Genomic DNA, 19,060 nt, shown 5'->3' on the forward strand with positions numbered 1-19,060 from the left:
ACTATTGATGAATTTTATTAAGAAGTATAGAGCAATGCTATCATTGGTGATCGCAGTTTCATTGATATTCACTTTGTTTAGTAACAATGTTTTTGCTGATGCGACAGACTCTACCCCAACATATGAAATTATTAGAAGTGACCAAGATGTAGTCGAAATGGTCGGAAGATACCAGGGGGACGAACTGTACGCAACTTTTGACAGGTATACCAGAGAAATTACACTGAGGGCAGTAGAAAATTCTAGTGGATTGTTTAGAAAAGCCAATGTGACCGAATATAAGGTGGATGTCTTGGAGGCGGAAGCAGGTAAGCTTTCTGCTATTGTTACGGATCCCACTACAAATGAAGAAATTAAGATTGAAAAAGGGTATACTGAAGACAAAGTAACGGCACAGATACCGCTTCTTGTTCCGATCCTCGGTGTAATTGGTGCAGCTTTACTGGAACAGCTTTTGGCTGCCGGTCTTGCAGTGGTTATTCTCGGTGTTACATATGTGGTAGCAAGTTCCATTGCAGATAAGATAAAGAACAATAAGGCGGATTATTATGCGGCTACAATTTATGGAGGGGAAGTAGTTGTGGCCGGAACTATCGATTACAACACCGCCTGGTCCAGAATCGGCTACGGTTCGGGGGATGTATTCTCCAGAACCAGAGAACTTGCAGCAAGTCTGGCGGCAAATGCCGGTAGCGGTTATTGGGTAGGACCGGAAAATCACGGAAACGGAACATTAACCGACGGATACTACTGGCATTATCATCCTTGGAAGCCGATGGCCGGGCACGCGCACTCCTTTTTCTTATATTAATAACAAGAAATGGTCCCATTACAATTTGTACTGGGACCAGATTTTTTATGGTTTGGGGGAATAGCTAGATGGTAAATGTGTATCATCTTGACACTTTAATTGACGAACGTTCATGGGCAGTCAAACAATCATACGGTGACTTTTGTGTTTTTTTTGAGCGGGTTCTTCTGGATTCATCCATTAGTTATTCTAAGCTGCATTTTTTTAAACAAAGTACGGGCTCTACCAGCTCCTTGTGTTTTGAAGAGAAAGTAGATTTTATTAGCGAAACCAGTATAAACTCCGCCTTTTTTTATGGAAGAGCCAACCCGGAAAAAAAAGCGGTTGAAATATATCGATTTGCTATCGATAACTTGACTGAAGAACGGGTACTTACCATAGGGCTAACTATTCAACTCAATGCTGTAGATACCAGGCTTGTAGCTATCAGCGACAGGTATTGTGTACTCTTTCTGGCCAATCCGGATCAAGCGGGAATGTCATATTTCTATTCTGAAATTTTCTTAATTGATGCCGAAGAAAGAAAAAGCTACAAGATCGCAGACAGGTTCTCCAATCAAGCGGATTTTTTTCTTAACCTTTCCTTGCTTGAAATTGCAGGACAAGGTGAGATTCTTATTTTTAAATCAGGAAGAATCCAACCGTTTGAGAAGAAAGAGGAGTGGAGACTTTCAAAGAATAAGAGGGTCACTGAAAGTTGGAGAATCATTGATCTGAACCATTTCGTTTCAAATGTTAAAGGGAATTCCAACCATAATTCTATACTGGAACAAGTAATCCCTTCAAACGAGACGATGGATATTCTAGATAACGGCCCTGGATGTCTGCTGCTCTCCAACGAAAAATTCGACAACGGTCTCTTATCTGTTTATTCCATAGATTTAAACAATGGCCATGTGAATAAAATATACGAGCTAAAACAAAAATATCATTCACTAGTCTCCTTTAACGGTAACGTTTATGGCATCGTTGAAAGAAAAAACGGAAAGGCGTACCATTCCCTGGCAGATCAGACAGTTTATCTAACGGAAAATGAGCTATTGCTTTACATGGATAACCATTGGCGCATCACTTTTATAGTTTCCGACTATCGAAGGTATAACTTTAAAGTCAGCAATCTGCTCAACAATGAAACTATTGAGTATGTAAGCTCAAAATATTTTTTCGATCCGGTTAAGCAAATATTACTTCTCTATTGATTCAATCATTAATGAGCCTGGAGCATCAAGGTCAATACCCTTGCGGCTCTAGGCTCTTTAAGTATCGAGACGACAGGATTTGAACCTGCGATCTCTTGCTCCCGAATTAAGGGGTGGCACTTCTTGGGAATACGAGATGATGCTGAGAAAGCTTATGTATCAAGGGTTTAGCGTACTGAACATTCTACATGTGCAACTTAAAGTTAATTTTAAGCCCAAGCGGGCGGAAATTAAATTAAAGAGTCACTGAAGTGAAGTCAATATCAAGTTTCCCGTGCATAGCCGGAAATTTGATATAATAAACTATGAGAATGGAGCTGTTTGATGTGGAATTGCTTGATCCGCGAGTTGACTTTGTGTTCAAACGAATCTTTGGCAGCGAGAACAACAAGGATGTTTTGCTGGCTTTTCTGAACAGGATATTTACCAGGGTTGGTGAACCGCCGCTCACGGAGATTATCCTGATGAACCCGTATACCGAGAAGGACGACCCGCTAGACAAGCAATCCATTTTCGATGTTTATGCCAAGACGGCCGAGGGTAAGCTGATCGATATTGAGATGCAACTGTTCAATAAATACGATATTGAGAAACGGACGCTCTTTTACTGGAGCAAACGATACGCAGGCCAGCTTCAGCAAGGCGAGAAGTATCAGGAATTGAAAAAGTGCGTTACGATTAACATCCTAAACTATCCGTTCTTGCCTAATGACGAGTACCATAATGTTTTTCATCTCAGCGAAGACCGCACGGGAATACCGCTGACAGATGACATTGAGATACATGTTCTGGAACTGCCGAAGCTGGATAATGAAATTCCCTCGAACGGCGGGCTGGAGAACTGGCTGCTGTTCCTTAAAGGGATTAATACAACCTATTGGGAGGCGCTGAAGATGAATGAACCGGGACTTAAGAAAGCTATGGACACTTTGCAATACTTGAGTCAGGATTCGGAGGCCCGACGCTTATATGAAGCCCGCCAGAAGTATTTGCATGACGAAGCGTCAATGCTTGAAGGCGCGAAGCAAGCGGGAATGAAGATGGGCATGCAGGAAGGGATGCAAGCAGGCATCAAAGAGGTTGCCAAAAACATGCTGGAACTGAATCTGGATATCGCAACCATAGCTAAAGCAACGGGCTTGTCCGAGAAGGAGATCCTTGAGCTAAAAAACTAAAGCGGAGGGATGATATGTTCGGAATCAAAGTTACAGCATCTAACAGTAGTCTGGTAATCAGATGGCAGTTATCTAAATTTGAAATACCTCTGTCAGATATCACCGAGGTTGCGGACGATAATACTTTCGGCGGAATGGAAAAGCAAGCCATCCGAATCGGTACTCCATATGGATCTACGGATCGAACTATCATTAGGACAAAGGCCCGGACGTATATTTTATTTACTGCCGACGGGGCGTCAATTAAAGATAGAATCAATGATTTTCGTAAATTGGAAAAATAAAAGAAACACTGGAGCCGAAGGGGGTGTCTCTTCGGCTCCAGTGTTTCTTATGTGATCGAGACGACAGGATTTGAACCTGCGACCTCTTGCTCCCGAAGCAAGCGCTCTACCAAGCTGAGCCACGTCTCGAAGCTATAAAATTACGGGAAAGCTCTTAACATTGAGAATTATACACCCGCATTTTTGAGATGTAAATAATGTCCACTACAAATTTTCTGCCATTCTTGGAGTGAAGCTGCTCCCCCAAGATTGACAGATATACCGGTGCTGGCTATACTGAGAATGTTAAAATGTGAATCGAACAAAACGTTGATGAAATGAAGTACGCCGGAGCATGGCTCCCCAGAGAAAGGGTTCCTTTACGAAGATTCGTAATGGCTGCGAGAACCCTGTGCACAGACCGGCCGAAAGCTGATTTCGGAGTGCGGGGAAATCCCGCCGGGGGCGCCCGTTAACAGCCGCGACAAGGCGATCGTCTGCAGGCTCCGTTTATGCGGAAGAGGCGATAACCAGGGTGGTACCGCGATATCAATCGTCCCTGAATTTATTCAGGGGCGTTTTTTATTTTTTCAACAGGTTAATGCTTTATGGTTTTATGATTTAGGGGACCCCGCAAAGTACTTGAGTCCGCTTCGAGCAATGCTTCACTTTGTGGGGCATATTTGTGGGGAATTTTGAGACGGGAGCTGTACATGATGAAAGCAAGTGAAATCCGTTCCAAGTGGCTGCAATTCTTCGAGAGCAAGGGCCACAAGATTGAGCCGAGCGCCTCGCTCGTGCCGCATAATGATCCGTCGCTGCTGTGGATCAACGCCGGGATGGCGCCGCTGAAGGTGTATTTTGACGGCCGTGAAGTGCCGGAGAATCCGCGCATTGCGAACTCGCAGAAATGTATCCGCACCAACGATATTGAGAATGTGGGCAAGACGCGCCGGCACCATACGTTCTTTGAAATGCTGGGCAACTTCTCGATCGGCGATTATTTCAAGGAAGAAGCGATCACCTGGGCCTGGGAATTCCTGACCGGCAAGGAATGGATCGGCTTTGACGGTAACCGGATTTCCGTTACCGTATATGCCGAGGACGAAGAAGCCTACAAGCTGTGGAATGAGAAAATCGGCCTGCCGCCGGAACGCATCATCAAGCTGGGCGACGAGAATTTCTGGGATATCGGCGAAGGTCCTTGCGGCCCTTGCTCGGAAATCTTCTATGACCGCGGCGAAGCCTACGGCAATGACATGAGCGATCCGGAAATGTATCCGGGCGGCGAGAACGAACGCTGGCTCGAAGTGTGGAACCTCGTGTTCTCGCAGTTCAACCATAACAAGGACGGCAGCTACACGCCGCTTCCGAACAAGAACATCGATACCGGCGCAGGTCTTGAGCGCCTGACCTCCATCCTGCAGGATGTGGACTCGAACTTCGATACCGACCTGTTCCAGCCGATGATCCAGAAGACCGCGCTGCTTGCCGGGGTGAAATACAAAGACAGCCTGGAGCAGGATATCGCGCTGAAGGTCATTGCCGACCATATCCGTACCGTGGCGTTTGCGGTGGGGGACGGCGTACTTCCTTCCAATGAAGGACGCGGATACATTATCCGCCGCCTGCTGCGCCGTGCCGTACGCTACGGCAAGACGCTGGGCCTGGACCGGCCGTTCCTGCATGAGCTGACCGAAACGGTGGGCGAGGTAATGGGCGTGTACTATCCGAGCGTAGTGGAGAACCGCGAATACATCGCCAAGATCATCCGCACGGAAGAGGAACGCTTCCATGAGACGCTGTCCGACGGCCTGGCCATTCTCGGCGAAATCTCTGCCAAGGCCAAGGAAGAAGGCAACGATACGATCTCAGGAGCCGATGCCTTCAAGCTGTATGACACTTACGGCTTCCCGTTTGACCTGACCGAGGACTTTGCTTCCGAGCAGGGACTGAAGGTGGACCGCGCGGGCTTCGACGCTGCGATGCAGGAGCAGCGCGACCGCGCCAGAGCCGCCCGTCAGGACAACGCCAGCATGAAGATTCAGGGCGGCGCACTGGCCGAATTAACGGTTAAAAGTGAATTTGTTGGATATAATGATCTGGTAACCGAGTCGAAGATTGCAGCCATCGTGATTGACGGTGAGCTGGCCAATGCCGCCGGGGAAGGCGCTGAATGCCAGGTCATCCTGGAAACAACGCCGTTCTACGCTGAAAGCGGCGGTCAGGTCAGCGATACCGGGGTGCTGACAGGCGGCTCCGTTACCGCGAAGGTGACGGGCTTGTTCAAGGCTCCGCACGGACAGCCTGTGCATCTGGTTACCGTGGAAGCGGGCGAGCTGCGCGTGGGGGATACGGTCCGCGCCGAAGTGAACCGCGAGATCCGCGAAGATATTGTTAAGAATCATACGGCAACCCATCTGCTGCATAAAGCGCTGAAGGAAGTACTCGGCGGCCATGTCAACCAGGCCGGCTCGCTCGTTGAAGGCGCGCGCCTGCGTTTTGACTTCTCTCATTTCGGCGCCATTACGCCGGAGGAGCTGATTGATATCGAGCACCGCGTCAATGCCCAAATCTGGCGGGCGCTGGATGTCGTTATCGAGAACAAGCCGATCGACGAAGCCAAAGCAATGGGAGCCATGGCGCTCTTCGGCGAGAAATACGGCAACATCGTGCGCGTGGTGCAGGTCGGTGACTACAGCCTGGAGCTGTGCGGCGGCTGCCATGTCACTAACACGTCGCAGATCGGCATCTTCAAGCTGGTCAGCGAGAGCGGCATCGGCTCCGGCGTACGCCGGATTGAAGCTGTAACCGGCCGCTACGCTTACCAGTTCACTGAGAGCCAGCTTGATGTGCTGAAACAAGCGGCAGGACTCCTGAAGTCCTCCCTGAACGATGTACCGAAGCGCATTGAAGCACTGCATGGCCAGGTGCGCGAGCTCTCCCGTGAGAACGAGTCGCTGCAGTCGAAGCTGAGCGCTACGTTCGCAGCCGAGTTGACCGGCAGCGTCAAGACAGTAGGCAGCGGCACGCAGCTGCTGGCTGTGCAGGTTCAGGCCGGCAGCATGGATGCGCTCCGCTCCACCGCCGACGAGCTGAAGGCCAAGCTGCCTGAAGCGGTGCTTGTGCTCGGCGCGGCGATGGACGACAAAGTCAACTTTGTCGTAGCGGTGCCGCAAGAGCTGGTGAAGAAGGGCTTCCATGCCGGCAAGCTGGTCAAAGAGGTCGCTGCGGTCTGCGGCGGCGGCGGCGGCGGACGTCCGGACATGGCGCAGGCCGGCGGCAAGGATGCCTCAAAGCTGGGCGAAGCGCTCGCCAAAGCCGAAGAACTGGTTGCAGCCTTAGGCTAAGCGGGCCCGATCCCCAAAAAAGGCTGATTGAAGTCGACAAATGCCCTCGCTTGCAGCGGATGGGCAGCATTTAATAAGTATACAGCGGTACTGAGAGCAACATATCAGTACCGCTGCTTTATTCCGGGTAGCAGGGGCGGCTATCGGTGTAAAATCGTGGCGAAGGCAATGTGCAATAGCTCGAAAATCCAAAAATATCTATATTTTTGTAGACGAAATGCCAAAAAAAGCGCTATTACGCGGGAGGATTTCCTCGGAGGCCCATGAATATGTTATGATGGAGGCAGCAAGAAAGCTTAAGCAGCAACACTTGCGAGACCGCCCCGCCGGGGTGATTTTGCAGAAGGAAGGTGTCACAATTGGACTCCATGGACAAAACGGTCAAATTCAATGTGAAGGGCGACGAACAGGAAGCATCTCCCCAGGAAATTCTGCTTGCCGTGTACGACGCGCTGGTGGAGAAGGAGTATCATCCGATCAACCAGATCGTAGGGTATCTTCTTTCCGGAGATCCGGCCTATATTCCACGCCATAACAATGCGAGAAGTTTGGTCCGGAGAAAAGAACGTGATGAACTGATTGAGGAATTGGTTCGTTTCTACCTGGCGAACCATCGGGTGGACCATCCGAAATGAAGAAGCTGGGACTGGATTATGGCGACAGGAGAATCGGTGTAGCCGCAAGTGACATTTTCGGTTGGACGGCACAGGCTCTGGAGACCATTGAGCGCCGCGGCAAAGGCAATGAGTTCGAACGTATCCGCGAGCTGGTCAAGGAACATGAAATTGGCGAGATCGTGGTGGGTTTGCCGAAGAATATGAACGGCTCTATCGGCCCCCGTGGTGAACTGTGCATGGAATTCGCCGGTCAGCTGCGCGAGCAGCTAGATATACCCGTACACCTTTGGGATGAGCGTCTGACGACGGTATCTGCCGAGCGGGTACTGATTGAAGGGGACGTCAGCCGGAAGAAACGCAAAGGGATTGTGGACAAAATGGCCGCAGCCCTGATTCTGCAAAACTATTTGGATGCTAACAGTAAAAGGTGAGGGGTGCATTGAAATGACTAACGAGCATATTGGCCAAGAAGAACCGGAAATTATCTATATTCCCGATGAGGAAGGTAATGAAGAGGAATTTGAGGTCATCATGAAGTTCGAAGTCGATGGCTCAGATGCGAAATATATGATGGTGGTGCCTCTTGATGCCGACGAGGAAGACAGCGACGAGGTCTACGCCTTCCGCTATGAGGAAGACGGCGATGATCTGCAGCTCTTCATGATCGACAACGATGAAGAATGGGCCATCGTTGAGGAAACGTTCAATACGCTGGTTGACGAGCTGGACGGAGGATCCGGTAATGACTGAATGGTCCGCCGATCAGGTGGTATGGATCTCCCGGCTGAAAGATATATACGGTGAAACTGTGGAGCTGGAGGATGAGCAAGGCCGCTCTTCCGTCTACACTATCGTTGCCGAGTTTGAGATTGGTGCCCGTGCCTATGCGGTGCTCGCCGGTTCCGGAAAGGACGCCGAGCAGGAATTGATGCGGATTGTCGTATCCCCGGACGGCCAGCCGGAGCTGGAGAGCATCGAAGACGACGAAGAATGGGAAGATGTCTCTGAACTGTACGATGAGCTGACGTTTCCCGAAGATGACTTGCAGTAAAGGGACCGCTGGCAAGCCTACACTTGAATCAAACTCGATGAAAAGGGCGGAGGATGGCTTCCGCTCTTTTTGCTTGAGAATTAAGGGGAATATTCGCACCTGTAAAAATTTATGTTGAATTTGAAACAATACAATTTTATACTTTATAGTCGGAAAGTGAGGAGTCCCATTTGAAAGCCTTTGTCCGTACCGTGCTGGTTATCCTTGTTCTGCTGGCGGCAGCCGCAGGCGGCGGAGCATGGTATGTCTGGAAGGGAATGCAGCCGGTCCAGCCTGCGGGAGCACCGGTGGAATTCACGGTTGAGAAAGGAATGGGCAGTGCGGAAATTGCCGACCTGCTGGAGGAAAAAGGGATTATACGCAACGCGCTGCTCTTTAAAGGATATTTGCGCTGGGTGGATGAAGGGTCGGCCTTTATGGCCGGAACTTACATGGCCAGCCCCGGCGATACTTACGATGCGCTGATCGCCAGGCTGAACGCCGGCGATGTCGTTAAAGAAGAAACGGTGGTCTTTACGATACCGGAGGGGTTCACTGCGCAGCAGGTAGCGGAGAAGCTGGGCGAGGCGTGGGGCCAGCCGGTTGAACTCTTCCTGAAGCTGATCGATACAGGAGCCGGCCTGGAGGCGGTCAACACGCTGCAGGTACCGGAGAACGCGGGTGTGCGCCACCGACTGGAAGGTTATCTGTTTCCGGAAACGTATGAGCTGGCCAAGGACAGCACACCGGAGGAGATCGTTGAGGCGATGCTGGAGCAGCTTACGAAGGAGCTGGACAGCATCGAAGGATGGCAGGAGAAGCTGAACGTGCGCGGTCTTACGCTGCATGAGCTGCTGACAGTGGCTTCGCTGGTCGAACGTGAGGTTGTTGTGGATGAGGAGCGGCCGCTGGTGGCAGGCGTCATCTATAACCGGCTGGACAAGGGCCAGAATCTGGAAATCGACGCTACGGTACAGTATTTGCTGGACAAGCAGAAGGAACGGCTGCTGTACAAGGATCTTGAGGTGGAGAGTCCTTATAATACGTACAAGAATCCCGGACTTCCGCCGGGGCCGATCGCCAATCCGGGACTGGCCTCCATTGAGGCGGCACTGGAGCCCGAGGCATCGGACTATTATTTCTATGTCACCAAAAAAGACGGAACGCAGGGACATCTTTTCGGCAAAACCTATGAGGAACATTTAGCCAATATCAAAAAAAGCGAACAAAACCCGTAGAAAGAAGGTACAATGGGAAGTGATGCGCTTAAGCTCTATATTTGAACGGATACCTGCGCCGGGCGAAGACCGGCGCTTGCAGCCGTTAATCGGGCTGACAGATGAGGAGGAAACAACATGATGAACAAACCGGAGCTGCTGGCCACGGCGGCGTCGCTTGAGGAAGCCGCTGCGCTGCTGGATGCCGGCGCGGACGCGCTCCTGATCGGAGACGACCGCTTCGGGATGCGCCTGGCCGGACATTTCTCGCTGGAAGACACCCTGGCGGCGGTGCAGCTTGCCCACGGCAGAGGCTGCAAGGTCTATGTGAGTCTTGGCGGACTGATGACCAACCGGCTGCTGGATGAGCTCCCTGCTTATGTGAAGGCCATCGGAGAGCTTGGCGTTGACGGTGCAGAGTTCGGCGATCCGGCAGTGCTGGCCGCAGTGAAATCGGAAGCGCCGGAGCTGAAGCTGTTCTGGAACGCCGAGATGACCTCGACCAACTACGCCACGGCCAATTACTGGGGCCGCAAGGGCGCATCGCGTGTCGTGCTGGCGCGTGAGCTGAACATGGATGAAATCACCGAAATGGTGCCTCATCTGGAAATGGAAGCCCAGGTTCAGGTGCATGGCATGACCAATATTTATCATTCCAAGCGCAAGCTTGTAGCAAGCTATATGGCCCATCAGGGCCGCCAGGTAGAAGGCAGCCTCGGCAAGGAACGCGGGTTGTTCCTGATCGAGGCGGAACGCAAGGAAGAGAAGTTCCCCATCTATGAGGATGTTAACGGCACGCATATTATGAGCTCGGACGACATCTGCATTATGGAGGATCTGCATATCCTGATGGCTGCCGGCGTGCACAGCTTCAAGGTAGAGGGATTGCTGAAGCCGGCCGCCTACAATGTTGCTGCCGTCAAAGCGTACCGCAAGGCGATTGACGCCTATGCCGCCGATCCTGAAGGCTATGCTTTTGATGAAGAATGGCTTGAGGAAGTCAGAGCGCTGCAGGACCCGGAACGCGAGCTGTCGTTCGGCTTTTTCTACAAGGAACAGGTATACTAAACATCATGGAGGGGAGAACAGGAATGGAAACGAGAACCATGCCGAAATACAAGGGCAAGCGTTACCGTCTGGATAAACCGGAGCTCCTGGCTCCGGCAGGCAATCTGGAGAAATTGAAATTCGCCGTGCATTATGGGGCGGATGCGGTATATATCGGCGGACAGAAGTACGGCCTGCGTTCGGGAGCTGACAATTTCAGCTTCGAGGAAATGCGCGAGGGCGTCGAATTTGCCAAAAAGTACGGCGCCAAAGTCTTTGTCGCCACCAATATTTACGCGCATAACGAAGATCTCGCAGGAATAGAGGAATACTTGCGCAATCTGTATGAAGCCGGTATCGCGGCGGTTATTGTCGCCGATCCGGTCATTGTCGACACGGCCCGCCGTGCGGTACCGGGGCTGGAGGTGCATCTCAGCACCCAGCAATCGACGATTAACTGGCAGGCGGTCTCCTTCTGGAAGGAAGAAGGGCTGCCGCGCGTTGTCCTGGGGCGTGAGACGAGCCTCGAAGAGATCGCCGAGATCAAGCAGCATGTCGACATCGAAATCGAAACCTTCATCCACGGGGCGATGTGCTCTTCATACTCGGGGCGCTGCGTGTTGTCCAACCATTTTACGGACCGCGATTCCAACCGGGGCGGCTGCTGCCAGTCGTGCCGCTGGAAGTATGATCTGTTCGAGGACGCGCGCTGGGTGTCGGAAGAGGAACAGGGCGGGGCTGTGCAGCCGCTGCAGCCGGGTGTAACCCAGCTCCCGCTGCACCAGCCGGAGGATAACCAGTTTACGATGGGCTCCAAGGACCTCTGCATGCTGGAGAGCATCCCGGATCTGATCGAAGCGGGCATCGACAGCTTCAAGATCGAAGGCCGCATGAAATCGATCCACTACGTGGCCACGGTTGTCAATGCTTACCGCAAGGCGATCGATGCCTACATGGCCGATCCTGAGGGCTATGTGCTGAAGCCGGAGTGGCTCGAAGAGCTGCAGAAGGCGGCCAACCGTCCGCTGAATACCGGATTCTTCTATGATACGCCGGATCACGAGGATCATATTTATGAGCCGGAAGAGAAGGCGGCGCCGTATGATTTTGCCGGACTGGTTCTGGAATACGATGCCGGCACCGGCATGGCCCTGATCCAGCAGCGTAACCATTTCAAGCCGGGGCAGGAAGTGGAATTCTTCGGACCCGACAATACAGTGTTCAAGCAGACCGTCGGCGAGCTGTGGGATGAGGAAGGGAATAGCCTGGATGCCGCCCGTCACCCGCTGCAGCGGGTCCGCATGAAGGTGGATCATCCGGTTGCCTATTTCGATATGATGCGCAAAAGAAAATAAACGGAATGTGCAAAGGCCGTCCCTGAACAGGGGCGGCTCTTTCTGGTGGATTGTGCAATCGTTACCACAGTATGCGCAATACGGGAAAACAGCGGGATTTCGGAAAATCATAAAAAAACTTGGGCCAATTGTGGGAAAAGTCTAAGAAAATAGGCCCATTTTGCCGATATAATGATAGTGAACGCTTACATACTACTTCTAATCCAACTGGTAGGTGATTGCGAGTGGGGGCTCCCGGGCAGGATAACAGAAGGGGAAATCAGAAAGGGAGAAGGATGCAAGTGAGGAAGAAGAGCGACAAACCGTCGGATGTACAAAAAAGCAAGACTAGCCGTACAGAAGAAACTACAACTCCAAGAGAAGGCAATGTCACGAAATCAGCCAAAGGCACCAAGAATACTTTAACAGGTCTGTTGCATGGCTCGGTACGTCAGGTAAAACGGGTCAATCCGGTGAAATCGGTTGGCGTCAAGTTGTTTCTGATTTTCTTGTCATCAATTGTAGTTGTTGTACTGCTGCTGGGGCTGTTATCTTACAACAAGGCAAAGGACACCATTAAGGATAATGTATCGGAAGCGAACCGGCAGACGATTATTCAGACGGCGGACAAGCTGGACATTACGCTTAAGCAATACGAGAATCTGGCCCTGCAGGTGTACTTTGACGCCCAGATGCAGACGAATATTTCCAGTCTGGAGATGGCTGTCTCCAGTTATGAGCAGTTTACGGCGACCAGTGAAATCAGCAAGAAGCTGGTCAGCCAGACGACGACCGATTCCAATATTGTAGCTATTTCACTCATTCCGCTGGTGGAAACGCAGAACGTGATTACTAGCGGCAGTTCCACGCTTAGCATGGATGATATAAGAAGCAAGGATTGGTTCAAGACAGTGGTCGCTAACGCCCAGTCTTATGAGCCGTACTATACATCGGAATCCAAGAACGCACAGAACTATTGGTTTTCGACGGCCGTGGAAGGTGACGGCGGCAAGAATGTGGCTATGATCAGAGTGCTCAAAGGTATGGGCGGCGGGCAGTCGTACGCCATCATGCTGGAGCTGAAGAACACCCTGCTGGAGGAGTCGTTCAAGAGTGTGTCTCTTGGTGAAGGCTCCCGCGTTCAGCTGGTGGACCCGCAAGGCATCGTGGTAGCCTCTTCGGTTCCGGAGGAGGATGGTATTGCTTCTGATCTGGCCTTCATCCGGGAGACCAAGCAGGACAACAAGAATGAGGAGAAGGACGGTATGCTGGCCGTATTCCATCCGATGGAACGGGCGGACTGGAAGCTGAGCGGCGTGGTGCCGACCGGTGTTCTGGTAGAGCCGGCAGAGCCTATTCTGACCACAACCTTCGTGGCTGCCGGAATCGCAGCCGTGCTGGCGCTGCTGGTAGGGCTCTGGATGGTGCAGATGATTGCCCGGCCGCTGGGCCGCCTGAAGAATCTGATGAATCAGGGGGCCGAAGGCGATCTAAGCGTGCGTACGGAATATGTGTCCCGCGATGAAATCGGCCAATTGTCCGCTTCGTTCAATACGATGATGGAGCGGATCACCGAGCTGGTGGCGCAGACCACGGATACGGCGCGCGAAGTGCTGGAAACGGCTGGCGAACTCGGCGATGCTTCGCGCAAGACCGCAATCTCCGCGAAGGAGATCGCCGCTGCCACGGAAGAAATCGCCGGCGGCGCCGGAAGTCTGGCGCAGGAGGCGGAGCGCGGCAATGAGCTGACCGAGCTGTTCGGCACGCAGATGCAGAGTGTTATCGCCGCCAACAGTGAGATGGATCAGGCGGCGCGCAGTGTGGGCGAAGCTTCGGGACAAGGCGCGCAGCGCCTGGAAGAGCTGCTGGAGCAGACAGGCAAGACCGGCGAGATGACTTCCGCGCTGGTGGACCGTGTCAACAATTTGAAGGAAACGGTATACTCTGTCATTAAAGTGCTGGATGTGATGAAGAACATTACACAGCAGACCAATATTCTGTCGCTCAACGCTACGATCGAGGCGGCCAGAGCGGGCGAAGCGGGACGGGGCTTCATGGTGGTCGCCGGGGAAGTGCGGCAACTGGCTGACCAGTCCAAGCAGTCCATTGCCCTGGTAGCCGGCATCATCGACAAGATTGTATCCGAGATGGATGAGACGGTGGAGGTGCTGTCGCAGGTAGCGCCGCTCTTCAAGGAGCAGATGGGCGCGGTGAAGAGCACCAGCGATATTTTCCTCTCTGTCCAGAGCCAGATGGCCGACTTCATTACCAGTCTGGAGACGGTCACGGAAGCCATCGGCAGCCTGGGCCATTCGCAGGCCGTGCTGTCCGAGGCCATGAGCAATGTCAGTGCCGTAGCGGAGCAATCCTCCGCTACCTCCGAAGAAGTCGCTTCGCTTAGCAGCGAGCAGCAGAATGTCAGCGACCAGCTGGTTTCCCTGTCCGGCAAGCTGGAAAGCGCCTCGACTTCCCTGAAGAACAAGCTGTCCTTATTCACGATTGAATAACAGGAATCCTTCTGATTCGCAAGACCGCCTCTTTCCGCCGGAAAGAGGCGGTCTTTAGGTTAAAGACCGTTCTATCAGCCGATTTGTCTTGTACAACCGGGAACTAACAAGTATAATAATTTTGTTAGGCAATTTTGTTATAATTGGCTGAAAAGTTAGCAAAACTGTTGTAAGGAGCAGGGCCGAAAATGGAAGGGAAACGGAGACAACACTGGTGGTCCTACATCGGGGATATGAGCATGGAACGCAAGCTGTTCCTCGTCTTCCTCGTTATTATAACACTGCCGCTTTCTTTTATCAGCGTGATCAGCTTCAAGAGCTATTCCCAGTCGATCCAGCACAACACCGTCGCCTATTCGGAGAAGCTGATCGGCCAGATGATGGACGGCATTGACGATTACATTGAGGATATGAAACGGATTTCGTCGATGCCGGCTTTTGTAAACGATATCAAACAGAATCTGGTCCGCTCCAACCGCTACTATGAACAGAAGCAAAGCATGTCGGGTGAAGGCAGCGGGGCTCTGCTCGCCCCCGGCGACTTTGATCTGCTGCTCTCCATCCAACGGGGGATCGAGGGCAATATCTCGTTCATCAACAATATTAAGCGCGGTGCCAATTCGGTGTATATCTTCGACGCTTACGGCAACGGCTACTATTCCGCCAAGGACGGTGCAGTGCGGCTGGACCTGAAGCAAAGCTACGAGTTCTGGAGCGAGCAGTCCAAGCACTCCAGCGGAGAAGCGCTGCTGTTCGGCACCCAGGCTTACACCAGCAATCTGCAGAGCACGCGTTATGCGTTCACTGTGGTCCGGAGAATTGTGGACGGGCTCTGGAACCCGATCGGACTGATCGCTGTGGAGGCCAATATCAGCATGCTGGAGAACCAGGTGGCCGAGCTGGATGCCGTCACCCACGGCAAGTCGCTGATTGTGGACGAGCACGGCAAGGTGATCTACGACAGCGGACAGAAGCTGCTAACTACGGATATCTCGAACACCATGCTGTACCGCAACAGTAAGGGGGCGGCCGGCAGCTTCTATGATACGGTATCGGGCAAGGAACGGCTCAACATTTATTCCAGCTCGGACAAAACAAACTGGAAGGTCATCATCTCGATTCCGGTGGACGAGCTGACCCGGGATGCCCTGGTTACACGCAATTTCACCTTTGCCGCCACACTGATTGTCATTGTGCTGGCGCTGATGATTTCGCTGATTTTGTCCTTTGCCCTGACCAAGCCACTGAGGGGGATGATCCAGCTCATGAAGAAGGTGCAGGGCGGCGATCTGGACGTAACCTTCCGCGTCAGGCGGCGGGATGAGATCGGCCTGCTGGGGCATCAATTCAACCGGATGCTGGCCCGGATCAAGGAGCTGATCCAGGATATTTACCGGATCGGGGAGCAGAAGAAGGAAGCGGAGCTTCAGGCGCTGCAGAGCCAGATTAATCCCCATTTCATCTACAACACGCTGGAATCGATCCGGATGACGGCCGAGCTCAACGACGATGTGGAAGCTGCCGATATGATCTCCATCCTGGGCAAGCTGCTCCGGTACAGCACCGGGGATTTGAGCGGCGTTACCACGCTGAAGCAGGAACTGCTGTATGTAAGCAACTACGTGGAGCTGCTGAACTGCCGGTACCCCGGCCGCTTTATCCTTGAGCTTTCGGTACCTGCCGAGCTGGAGCATTATTCGCTGATCAAGCTGGTGTTTCAGCCGATTATCGAGAATGCCGCATATCATGGGCTGGATGACAGCAAGCCGCATATGCACTTAAGCATTACTTGCGAAAGGACGGCGCAGAAGCTGCTGTTCCATATCCGCGATGACGGCACCGGCATGGACCGGGCGACGCTGGAGCGGCTGAACGACAGCCTGAGACGGGGGGAGCCCCCGCGCAGGAGTATCGGCGGAGGTATTGGTATGAAGAATGTGCATCAGCGGGTGCTGCTCCATTACGGGGCAGCGTACGGCATTGAGGTGTTCAGCATACCGGGAGCCGGCACCGATGTAGTCTTGTCACTGCCCCTGCCGGAGCGCGAGCGCATGATTCCGAACTGAATATGAAAGGAGCATCCGCATGAAAGGCGCGAGCAAGTACGTATGTCCGTCTTTGGCGCTGATACTGCTCTTGCTGGCAGCAGGCTGCAAAGGCTCGGCCGGCGGCGGGCAGGAGCCCGCAGCAACAATGCCGGGTAAGCAATCAGAGCTTTCCGGTACAATCGTTATGCTGACCAACCGGGTCGATCTGGTGGAGAACGGCACGCTGGAGGCCTACGCGGAGCAGTTCAATCAGAAGTACCCCGAAGCGCATGTGGAATTTGAGGGCCTGCCCAATTATGCATCGGATATTCTGGTGCGCTTATCGACCAGGGATGCCGGCGATGTGCTGCTGCTGCCGGTCAATTTGCCGGCGAAGGAGCTGGGGTTGTTCTTTGAACCGCTGGATGAAGAGATGTCCAGGGAGGAGCGCTTCGCCACTTTTTCCACGTATGAAGGTAAACGGTACGGATTGTCCACGGGGACGGCGACCAGCGGGATTGTTTACAATAAACGGGCCTTTGCCCAAGCAGGCATTACAGAAGTGCCGCAGACGCTGGATGCCTTCTATGCAGCCTGTGCTAAGCTTAAGAAAGCGGGAATTATCCCGCTGTATATGAATTACGGGGCGGTCTGGCCGCTGCGTGAATTTGGGCTTAGCCTGGTCAGTTATATGACTGGTGATCCTGAATACTCCAACAACATGGTGAATGTGGACGAGCCCTGGCAGCCCGGAAATGAGTGGGGGCAGGCGCTGAACATTGCCCGGACGCTCATCAATAAGGGCTATGCGGAGGATCAGCTGTTCTCGAACAACTGGGAAATTTCCAAGACGAAGCTGGCTACGGGCGAAGCCGGAATGTATCTGCTCGGGAACTGGACCATCCGCCAGGTAATCGAGGCGGGGGCAAGGCCGGAGGATATCGGATTCTTTCCGTTCCCTTACGACAACGGCAGCTCCCATTATGCTCCCCTGAATTCGGACTGGTTCATCGGCGTTAGCAAGTTCAGCGGCAACAAGGAGCTGGCCAAGGCCTGGATCGAGTTCTTTGTCAAGGAAACGGATTACACGCAGGAGTGGGGATTCCTTCCGGCGAACGGGTCCCAGGAGCCGGCGCTGCCGCAGTACCGGGAGTTCCTCTCCTATCAGCCACGGCTGGTAGAGGCTACGGTGCAAAGCGACGCTTTTATCGACATGGCCAACCGGGCCAAGCTGTCGTTCTGGTCGGGGGATTATATGCAGGAGCTGATTGCGGCACCGGATCTGGGGCAGTCCTTCGCTGAGCTGAACAGCCGGTGGAAGGAGGCTCGGTCAGGGCAGGAGGCGTCTCCGGCACCGGTACCTTAATGATATGCAGCATTACATAATGAATCTCAAGGAGGCATGTTTATGGCTAAGAAAGTGACTATGCAAAAAATCGCCGACCATCTCGGTGTCTCCAAATTCGTCGTCTCCAAAGCGTTGTCCGGCAAGGGCGGGGTCAATGAGACGACCCGGGAGCGGGTCATCCAGGCTGCCTCGCAGCTTGGCTATTTCACCCAGAAGAACGCTTATGTGCAGAACATCAAACGCACCGTCCCGCCGGGCGCCGATTACCGCAACAAGCAATCCGTATTGGTGCTTATGCCGAATATCCGCTCGCAGACCCAGGATTCGCTCTACTGGGGGAAGATCGTCGACGGCATTGCCCTGGCGCTTGACCAGGAAGGGCTTGGCATGGTAATCGTCTCGGAGCACCGGGCTGATAACTTCGTCAATATTCTCAATCCAAGCGGCCTCCTGGGCCTGATCGGAGTCGGGGTGATCTCCACCTCTCTGCTGCTGGAGGTCCACCGGATTGGCCTGCCGATGGTGCTGATTGACTACGAGGATCCGCTGATTCCAAGCGATACGGTCTTTGCCAACAATACCGACTCTATGTTCCGGCTGACCAATCATCTAATGGGCAACGGACACAATCAGCTGCATTTTGTCGGAAACATCCGCTATGCCCGCAGCTTCCGGGACCGCTGGCTCGGCTTCCGCAGTGCGCTGGAAGAGAGTGAGCTGAAGACTCAGCCCGGCAATGACGAGCTGCTGATGCAGGATGGCATGGAGGATGGCACCTTCCGCGATGCCTTCAGAAGCTGGGTAGTGAAACGCCGGAAAGCAAAGACGCTGCCGACCGCGATGGTCTGTGCCAATGACAACATCGCTCTGGAAGTCAGTGAGGTGCTGACGGAAGAAGGGGTGAAGGTCCCGGAGGATGTCTCGGTCACGGGATTCGACAATATCGAGCTGGCCGTCAGAGGCGTTCCGCCGCTGACGACGATTCATGTGCCGAAGGAAGCGATGGGCCGGGCAGCGGTGGAGAAGCTGCTGGGCCGGATCCAGCATCCGTCCGAGCCGCTGGAGAAGATTCTGATTGCGGCAGACATTGTGCACCGTGATTCGGTGGCTGTGCCGCGGGGCTGACGCGTCTTCC

General features: G+C 53.1%; 16 protein-coding genes and 1 tRNA gene. 16 read left to right on the top strand and 1 reads right to left on the bottom strand.

Annotated elements, in window-relative coordinates:
• Positions 1 to 7: 7 nt before the first annotated feature.
• The 4 genes from F1381_RS26150 to F1381_RS26165 all read left to right on the top strand — a co-directional run bounded on the left by F1381_RS26150 (position 8) and on the right by F1381_RS26165 (position 3,469).
• Positions 8 to 811, top strand: a complete 804-nt coding sequence (locus F1381_RS26150; protein ID WP_187355581.1) for a hypothetical protein — start codon at positions 8 to 10, stop codon at positions 809 to 811.
• Between the two features lie 68 nt (positions 812 to 879).
• Entirely contained in the window at positions 880 to 2,010 is a 1,131-nt protein-coding gene (locus tag F1381_RS26155; protein ID WP_151737768.1) for a hypothetical protein, read from the top strand.
• A gap of 311 nt (positions 2,011 to 2,321) precedes the next feature.
• Complete coding sequence (locus tag F1381_RS26160) at positions 2,322 to 3,185, top strand: Rpn family recombination-promoting nuclease/putative transposase (RefSeq protein ID WP_151737769.1); 864 nt, start codon at positions 2,322 to 2,324, stop codon at positions 3,183 to 3,185.
• A gap of 14 nt (positions 3,186 to 3,199) precedes the next feature.
• Positions 3,200 to 3,469 (top strand): SunI/YnzG family protein, encoded by a 270-nt coding sequence (locus F1381_RS26165; protein ID WP_151737770.1) that lies wholly within the window; start codon positions 3,200 to 3,202, stop codon positions 3,467 to 3,469.
• A 55-nt stretch (positions 3,470 to 3,524) separates the two neighbouring features.
• Here F1381_RS26165 and F1381_RS26170 read toward each other — a convergent pair.
• Positions 3,525 to 3,598 (bottom strand) — tRNA-Pro (locus F1381_RS26170).
• Between the two features lie 566 nt (positions 3,599 to 4,164).
• On the opposite strand from F1381_RS26170, the gene alaS reads away from it, so the two are divergent.
• From alaS to F1381_RS26230, 12 genes are all read left to right on the top strand, one after another.
• A complete protein-coding gene (alaS, locus tag F1381_RS26175; RefSeq protein WP_151737811.1) occupies positions 4,165 to 6,798 on the top strand; it encodes an alanine--tRNA ligase in 2,634 nt (877 codons plus the stop codon).
• Positions 6,799 to 7,157: 359 nt separating this feature from the next.
• Positions 7,158 to 7,433: an IreB family regulatory phosphoprotein gene (locus F1381_RS26180; protein ID WP_151737812.1), complete on the top strand. Its 276-nt coding sequence runs from the start codon at positions 7,158 to 7,160 to the stop codon at positions 7,431 to 7,433.
• Positions 7,430 to 7,846, top strand: a complete 417-nt coding sequence (gene ruvX, locus F1381_RS26185) for a Holliday junction resolvase RuvX (protein WP_151737771.1) — start codon at positions 7,430 to 7,432, stop codon at positions 7,844 to 7,846. Before F1381_RS26180 ends, ruvX begins: the two co-directional genes overlap by 4 nt.
• Positions 7,847 to 7,859: 13 nt before the next feature.
• Complete coding sequence (locus F1381_RS26190) at positions 7,860 to 8,165, top strand: DUF1292 domain-containing protein (RefSeq protein ID WP_151737772.1); 306 nt, start codon at positions 7,860 to 7,862, stop codon at positions 8,163 to 8,165.
• Positions 8,158 to 8,466, top strand: coding sequence for a DUF1292 domain-containing protein (locus tag F1381_RS26195; protein WP_151737773.1), 309 nt, complete (start codon positions 8,158 to 8,160; stop codon positions 8,464 to 8,466). Before F1381_RS26190 ends, F1381_RS26195 begins: the two co-directional genes overlap by 8 nt.
• 170 nt (positions 8,467 to 8,636) lie before the next feature.
• Complete coding sequence (gene mltG, locus F1381_RS26200) at positions 8,637 to 9,683, top strand: endolytic transglycosylase MltG (RefSeq protein ID WP_151737774.1); 1,047 nt, start codon at positions 8,637 to 8,639, stop codon at positions 9,681 to 9,683.
• A 117-nt stretch (positions 9,684 to 9,800) separates the two neighbouring features.
• Entirely contained in the window at positions 9,801 to 10,730 is a 930-nt protein-coding gene (locus F1381_RS26205) for a peptidase U32 family protein (RefSeq protein ID WP_151737775.1), read from the top strand.
• 23 nt (positions 10,731 to 10,753) lie between these two features.
• Entirely contained in the window at positions 10,754 to 12,064 is a 1,311-nt protein-coding gene (locus tag F1381_RS26210; protein ID WP_151737776.1) for a peptidase U32 family protein, read from the top strand.
• A gap of 275 nt (positions 12,065 to 12,339) precedes the next feature.
• The gene (locus F1381_RS26215) at positions 12,340 to 14,550 is read left to right on the top strand and encodes a methyl-accepting chemotaxis protein (RefSeq protein ID WP_151737777.1); all 2,211 of its coding nucleotides are present in this window, start codon (positions 12,340 to 12,342) and stop codon (positions 14,548 to 14,550) included.
• A 188-nt stretch (positions 14,551 to 14,738) separates the two neighbouring features.
• On the top strand, positions 14,739 to 16,616 hold the full coding sequence (locus tag F1381_RS26220) for a sensor histidine kinase (protein WP_151737778.1): 1,878 nt from the start codon (positions 14,739 to 14,741) through the stop codon (positions 16,614 to 16,616).
• Between the two features lie 19 nt (positions 16,617 to 16,635).
• Positions 16,636 to 17,943 (top strand): ABC transporter substrate-binding protein, encoded by a 1,308-nt coding sequence (locus tag F1381_RS26225; protein WP_151737779.1) that lies wholly within the window; start codon positions 16,636 to 16,638, stop codon positions 17,941 to 17,943.
• A 42-nt stretch (positions 17,944 to 17,985) separates the two neighbouring features.
• A complete protein-coding gene (locus F1381_RS26230; RefSeq protein ID WP_151737780.1) occupies positions 17,986 to 19,050 on the top strand; it encodes a LacI family DNA-binding transcriptional regulator in 1,065 nt (354 codons plus the stop codon).
• The last annotated feature ends 10 nt before the right edge of the window (positions 19,051 to 19,060 follow it).

It is taken from the genome of Paenibacillus tengchongensis, assembly GCF_008973665.1.
Taxonomy (GTDB): Bacteria; Bacillota; Bacilli; order Paenibacillales; family Paenibacillaceae; genus Paenibacillus_AQ; species Paenibacillus_AQ tengchongensis.

Coding starts and splice junctions, on each gene's coding strand:
- F1381_RS26150 (WP_187355581.1), top strand. CDS start 8: ATGAATTTTATTAAGAAGTATAGAGCAATGCTATCATTGGTGATCGCA.
- F1381_RS26155 (WP_151737768.1), top strand. CDS start 880: ATGGTAAATGTGTATCATCTTGACACTTTAATTGACGAACGTTCATGG.
- F1381_RS26160 (WP_151737769.1), top strand. CDS start 2,322: ATGGAGCTGTTTGATGTGGAATTGCTTGATCCGCGAGTTGACTTTGTG.
- F1381_RS26165 (WP_151737770.1), top strand. CDS start 3,200: ATGTTCGGAATCAAAGTTACAGCATCTAACAGTAGTCTGGTAATCAGA.
- alaS (WP_151737811.1), top strand. CDS start 4,165: ATGAAAGCAAGTGAAATCCGTTCCAAGTGGCTGCAATTCTTCGAGAGC.
- ruvX (WP_151737771.1), top strand. CDS start 7,430: ATGAAGAAGCTGGGACTGGATTATGGCGACAGGAGAATCGGTGTAGCC.
- F1381_RS26190 (WP_151737772.1), top strand. CDS start 7,860: ATGACTAACGAGCATATTGGCCAAGAAGAACCGGAAATTATCTATATT.
- F1381_RS26195 (WP_151737773.1), top strand. CDS start 8,158: ATGACTGAATGGTCCGCCGATCAGGTGGTATGGATCTCCCGGCTGAAA.
- F1381_RS26205 (WP_151737775.1), top strand. CDS start 9,801: ATGATGAACAAACCGGAGCTGCTGGCCACGGCGGCGTCGCTTGAGGAA.
- F1381_RS26210 (WP_151737776.1), top strand. CDS start 10,754: ATGGAAACGAGAACCATGCCGAAATACAAGGGCAAGCGTTACCGTCTG.
- F1381_RS26215 (WP_151737777.1), top strand. CDS start 12,340: ATGCAAGTGAGGAAGAAGAGCGACAAACCGTCGGATGTACAAAAAAGC.
- F1381_RS26220 (WP_151737778.1), top strand. CDS start 14,739: ATGGAAGGGAAACGGAGACAACACTGGTGGTCCTACATCGGGGATATG.
- F1381_RS26225 (WP_151737779.1), top strand. CDS start 16,636: ATGAAAGGCGCGAGCAAGTACGTATGTCCGTCTTTGGCGCTGATACTG.
- F1381_RS26230 (WP_151737780.1), top strand. CDS start 17,986: ATGGCTAAGAAAGTGACTATGCAAAAAATCGCCGACCATCTCGGTGTC.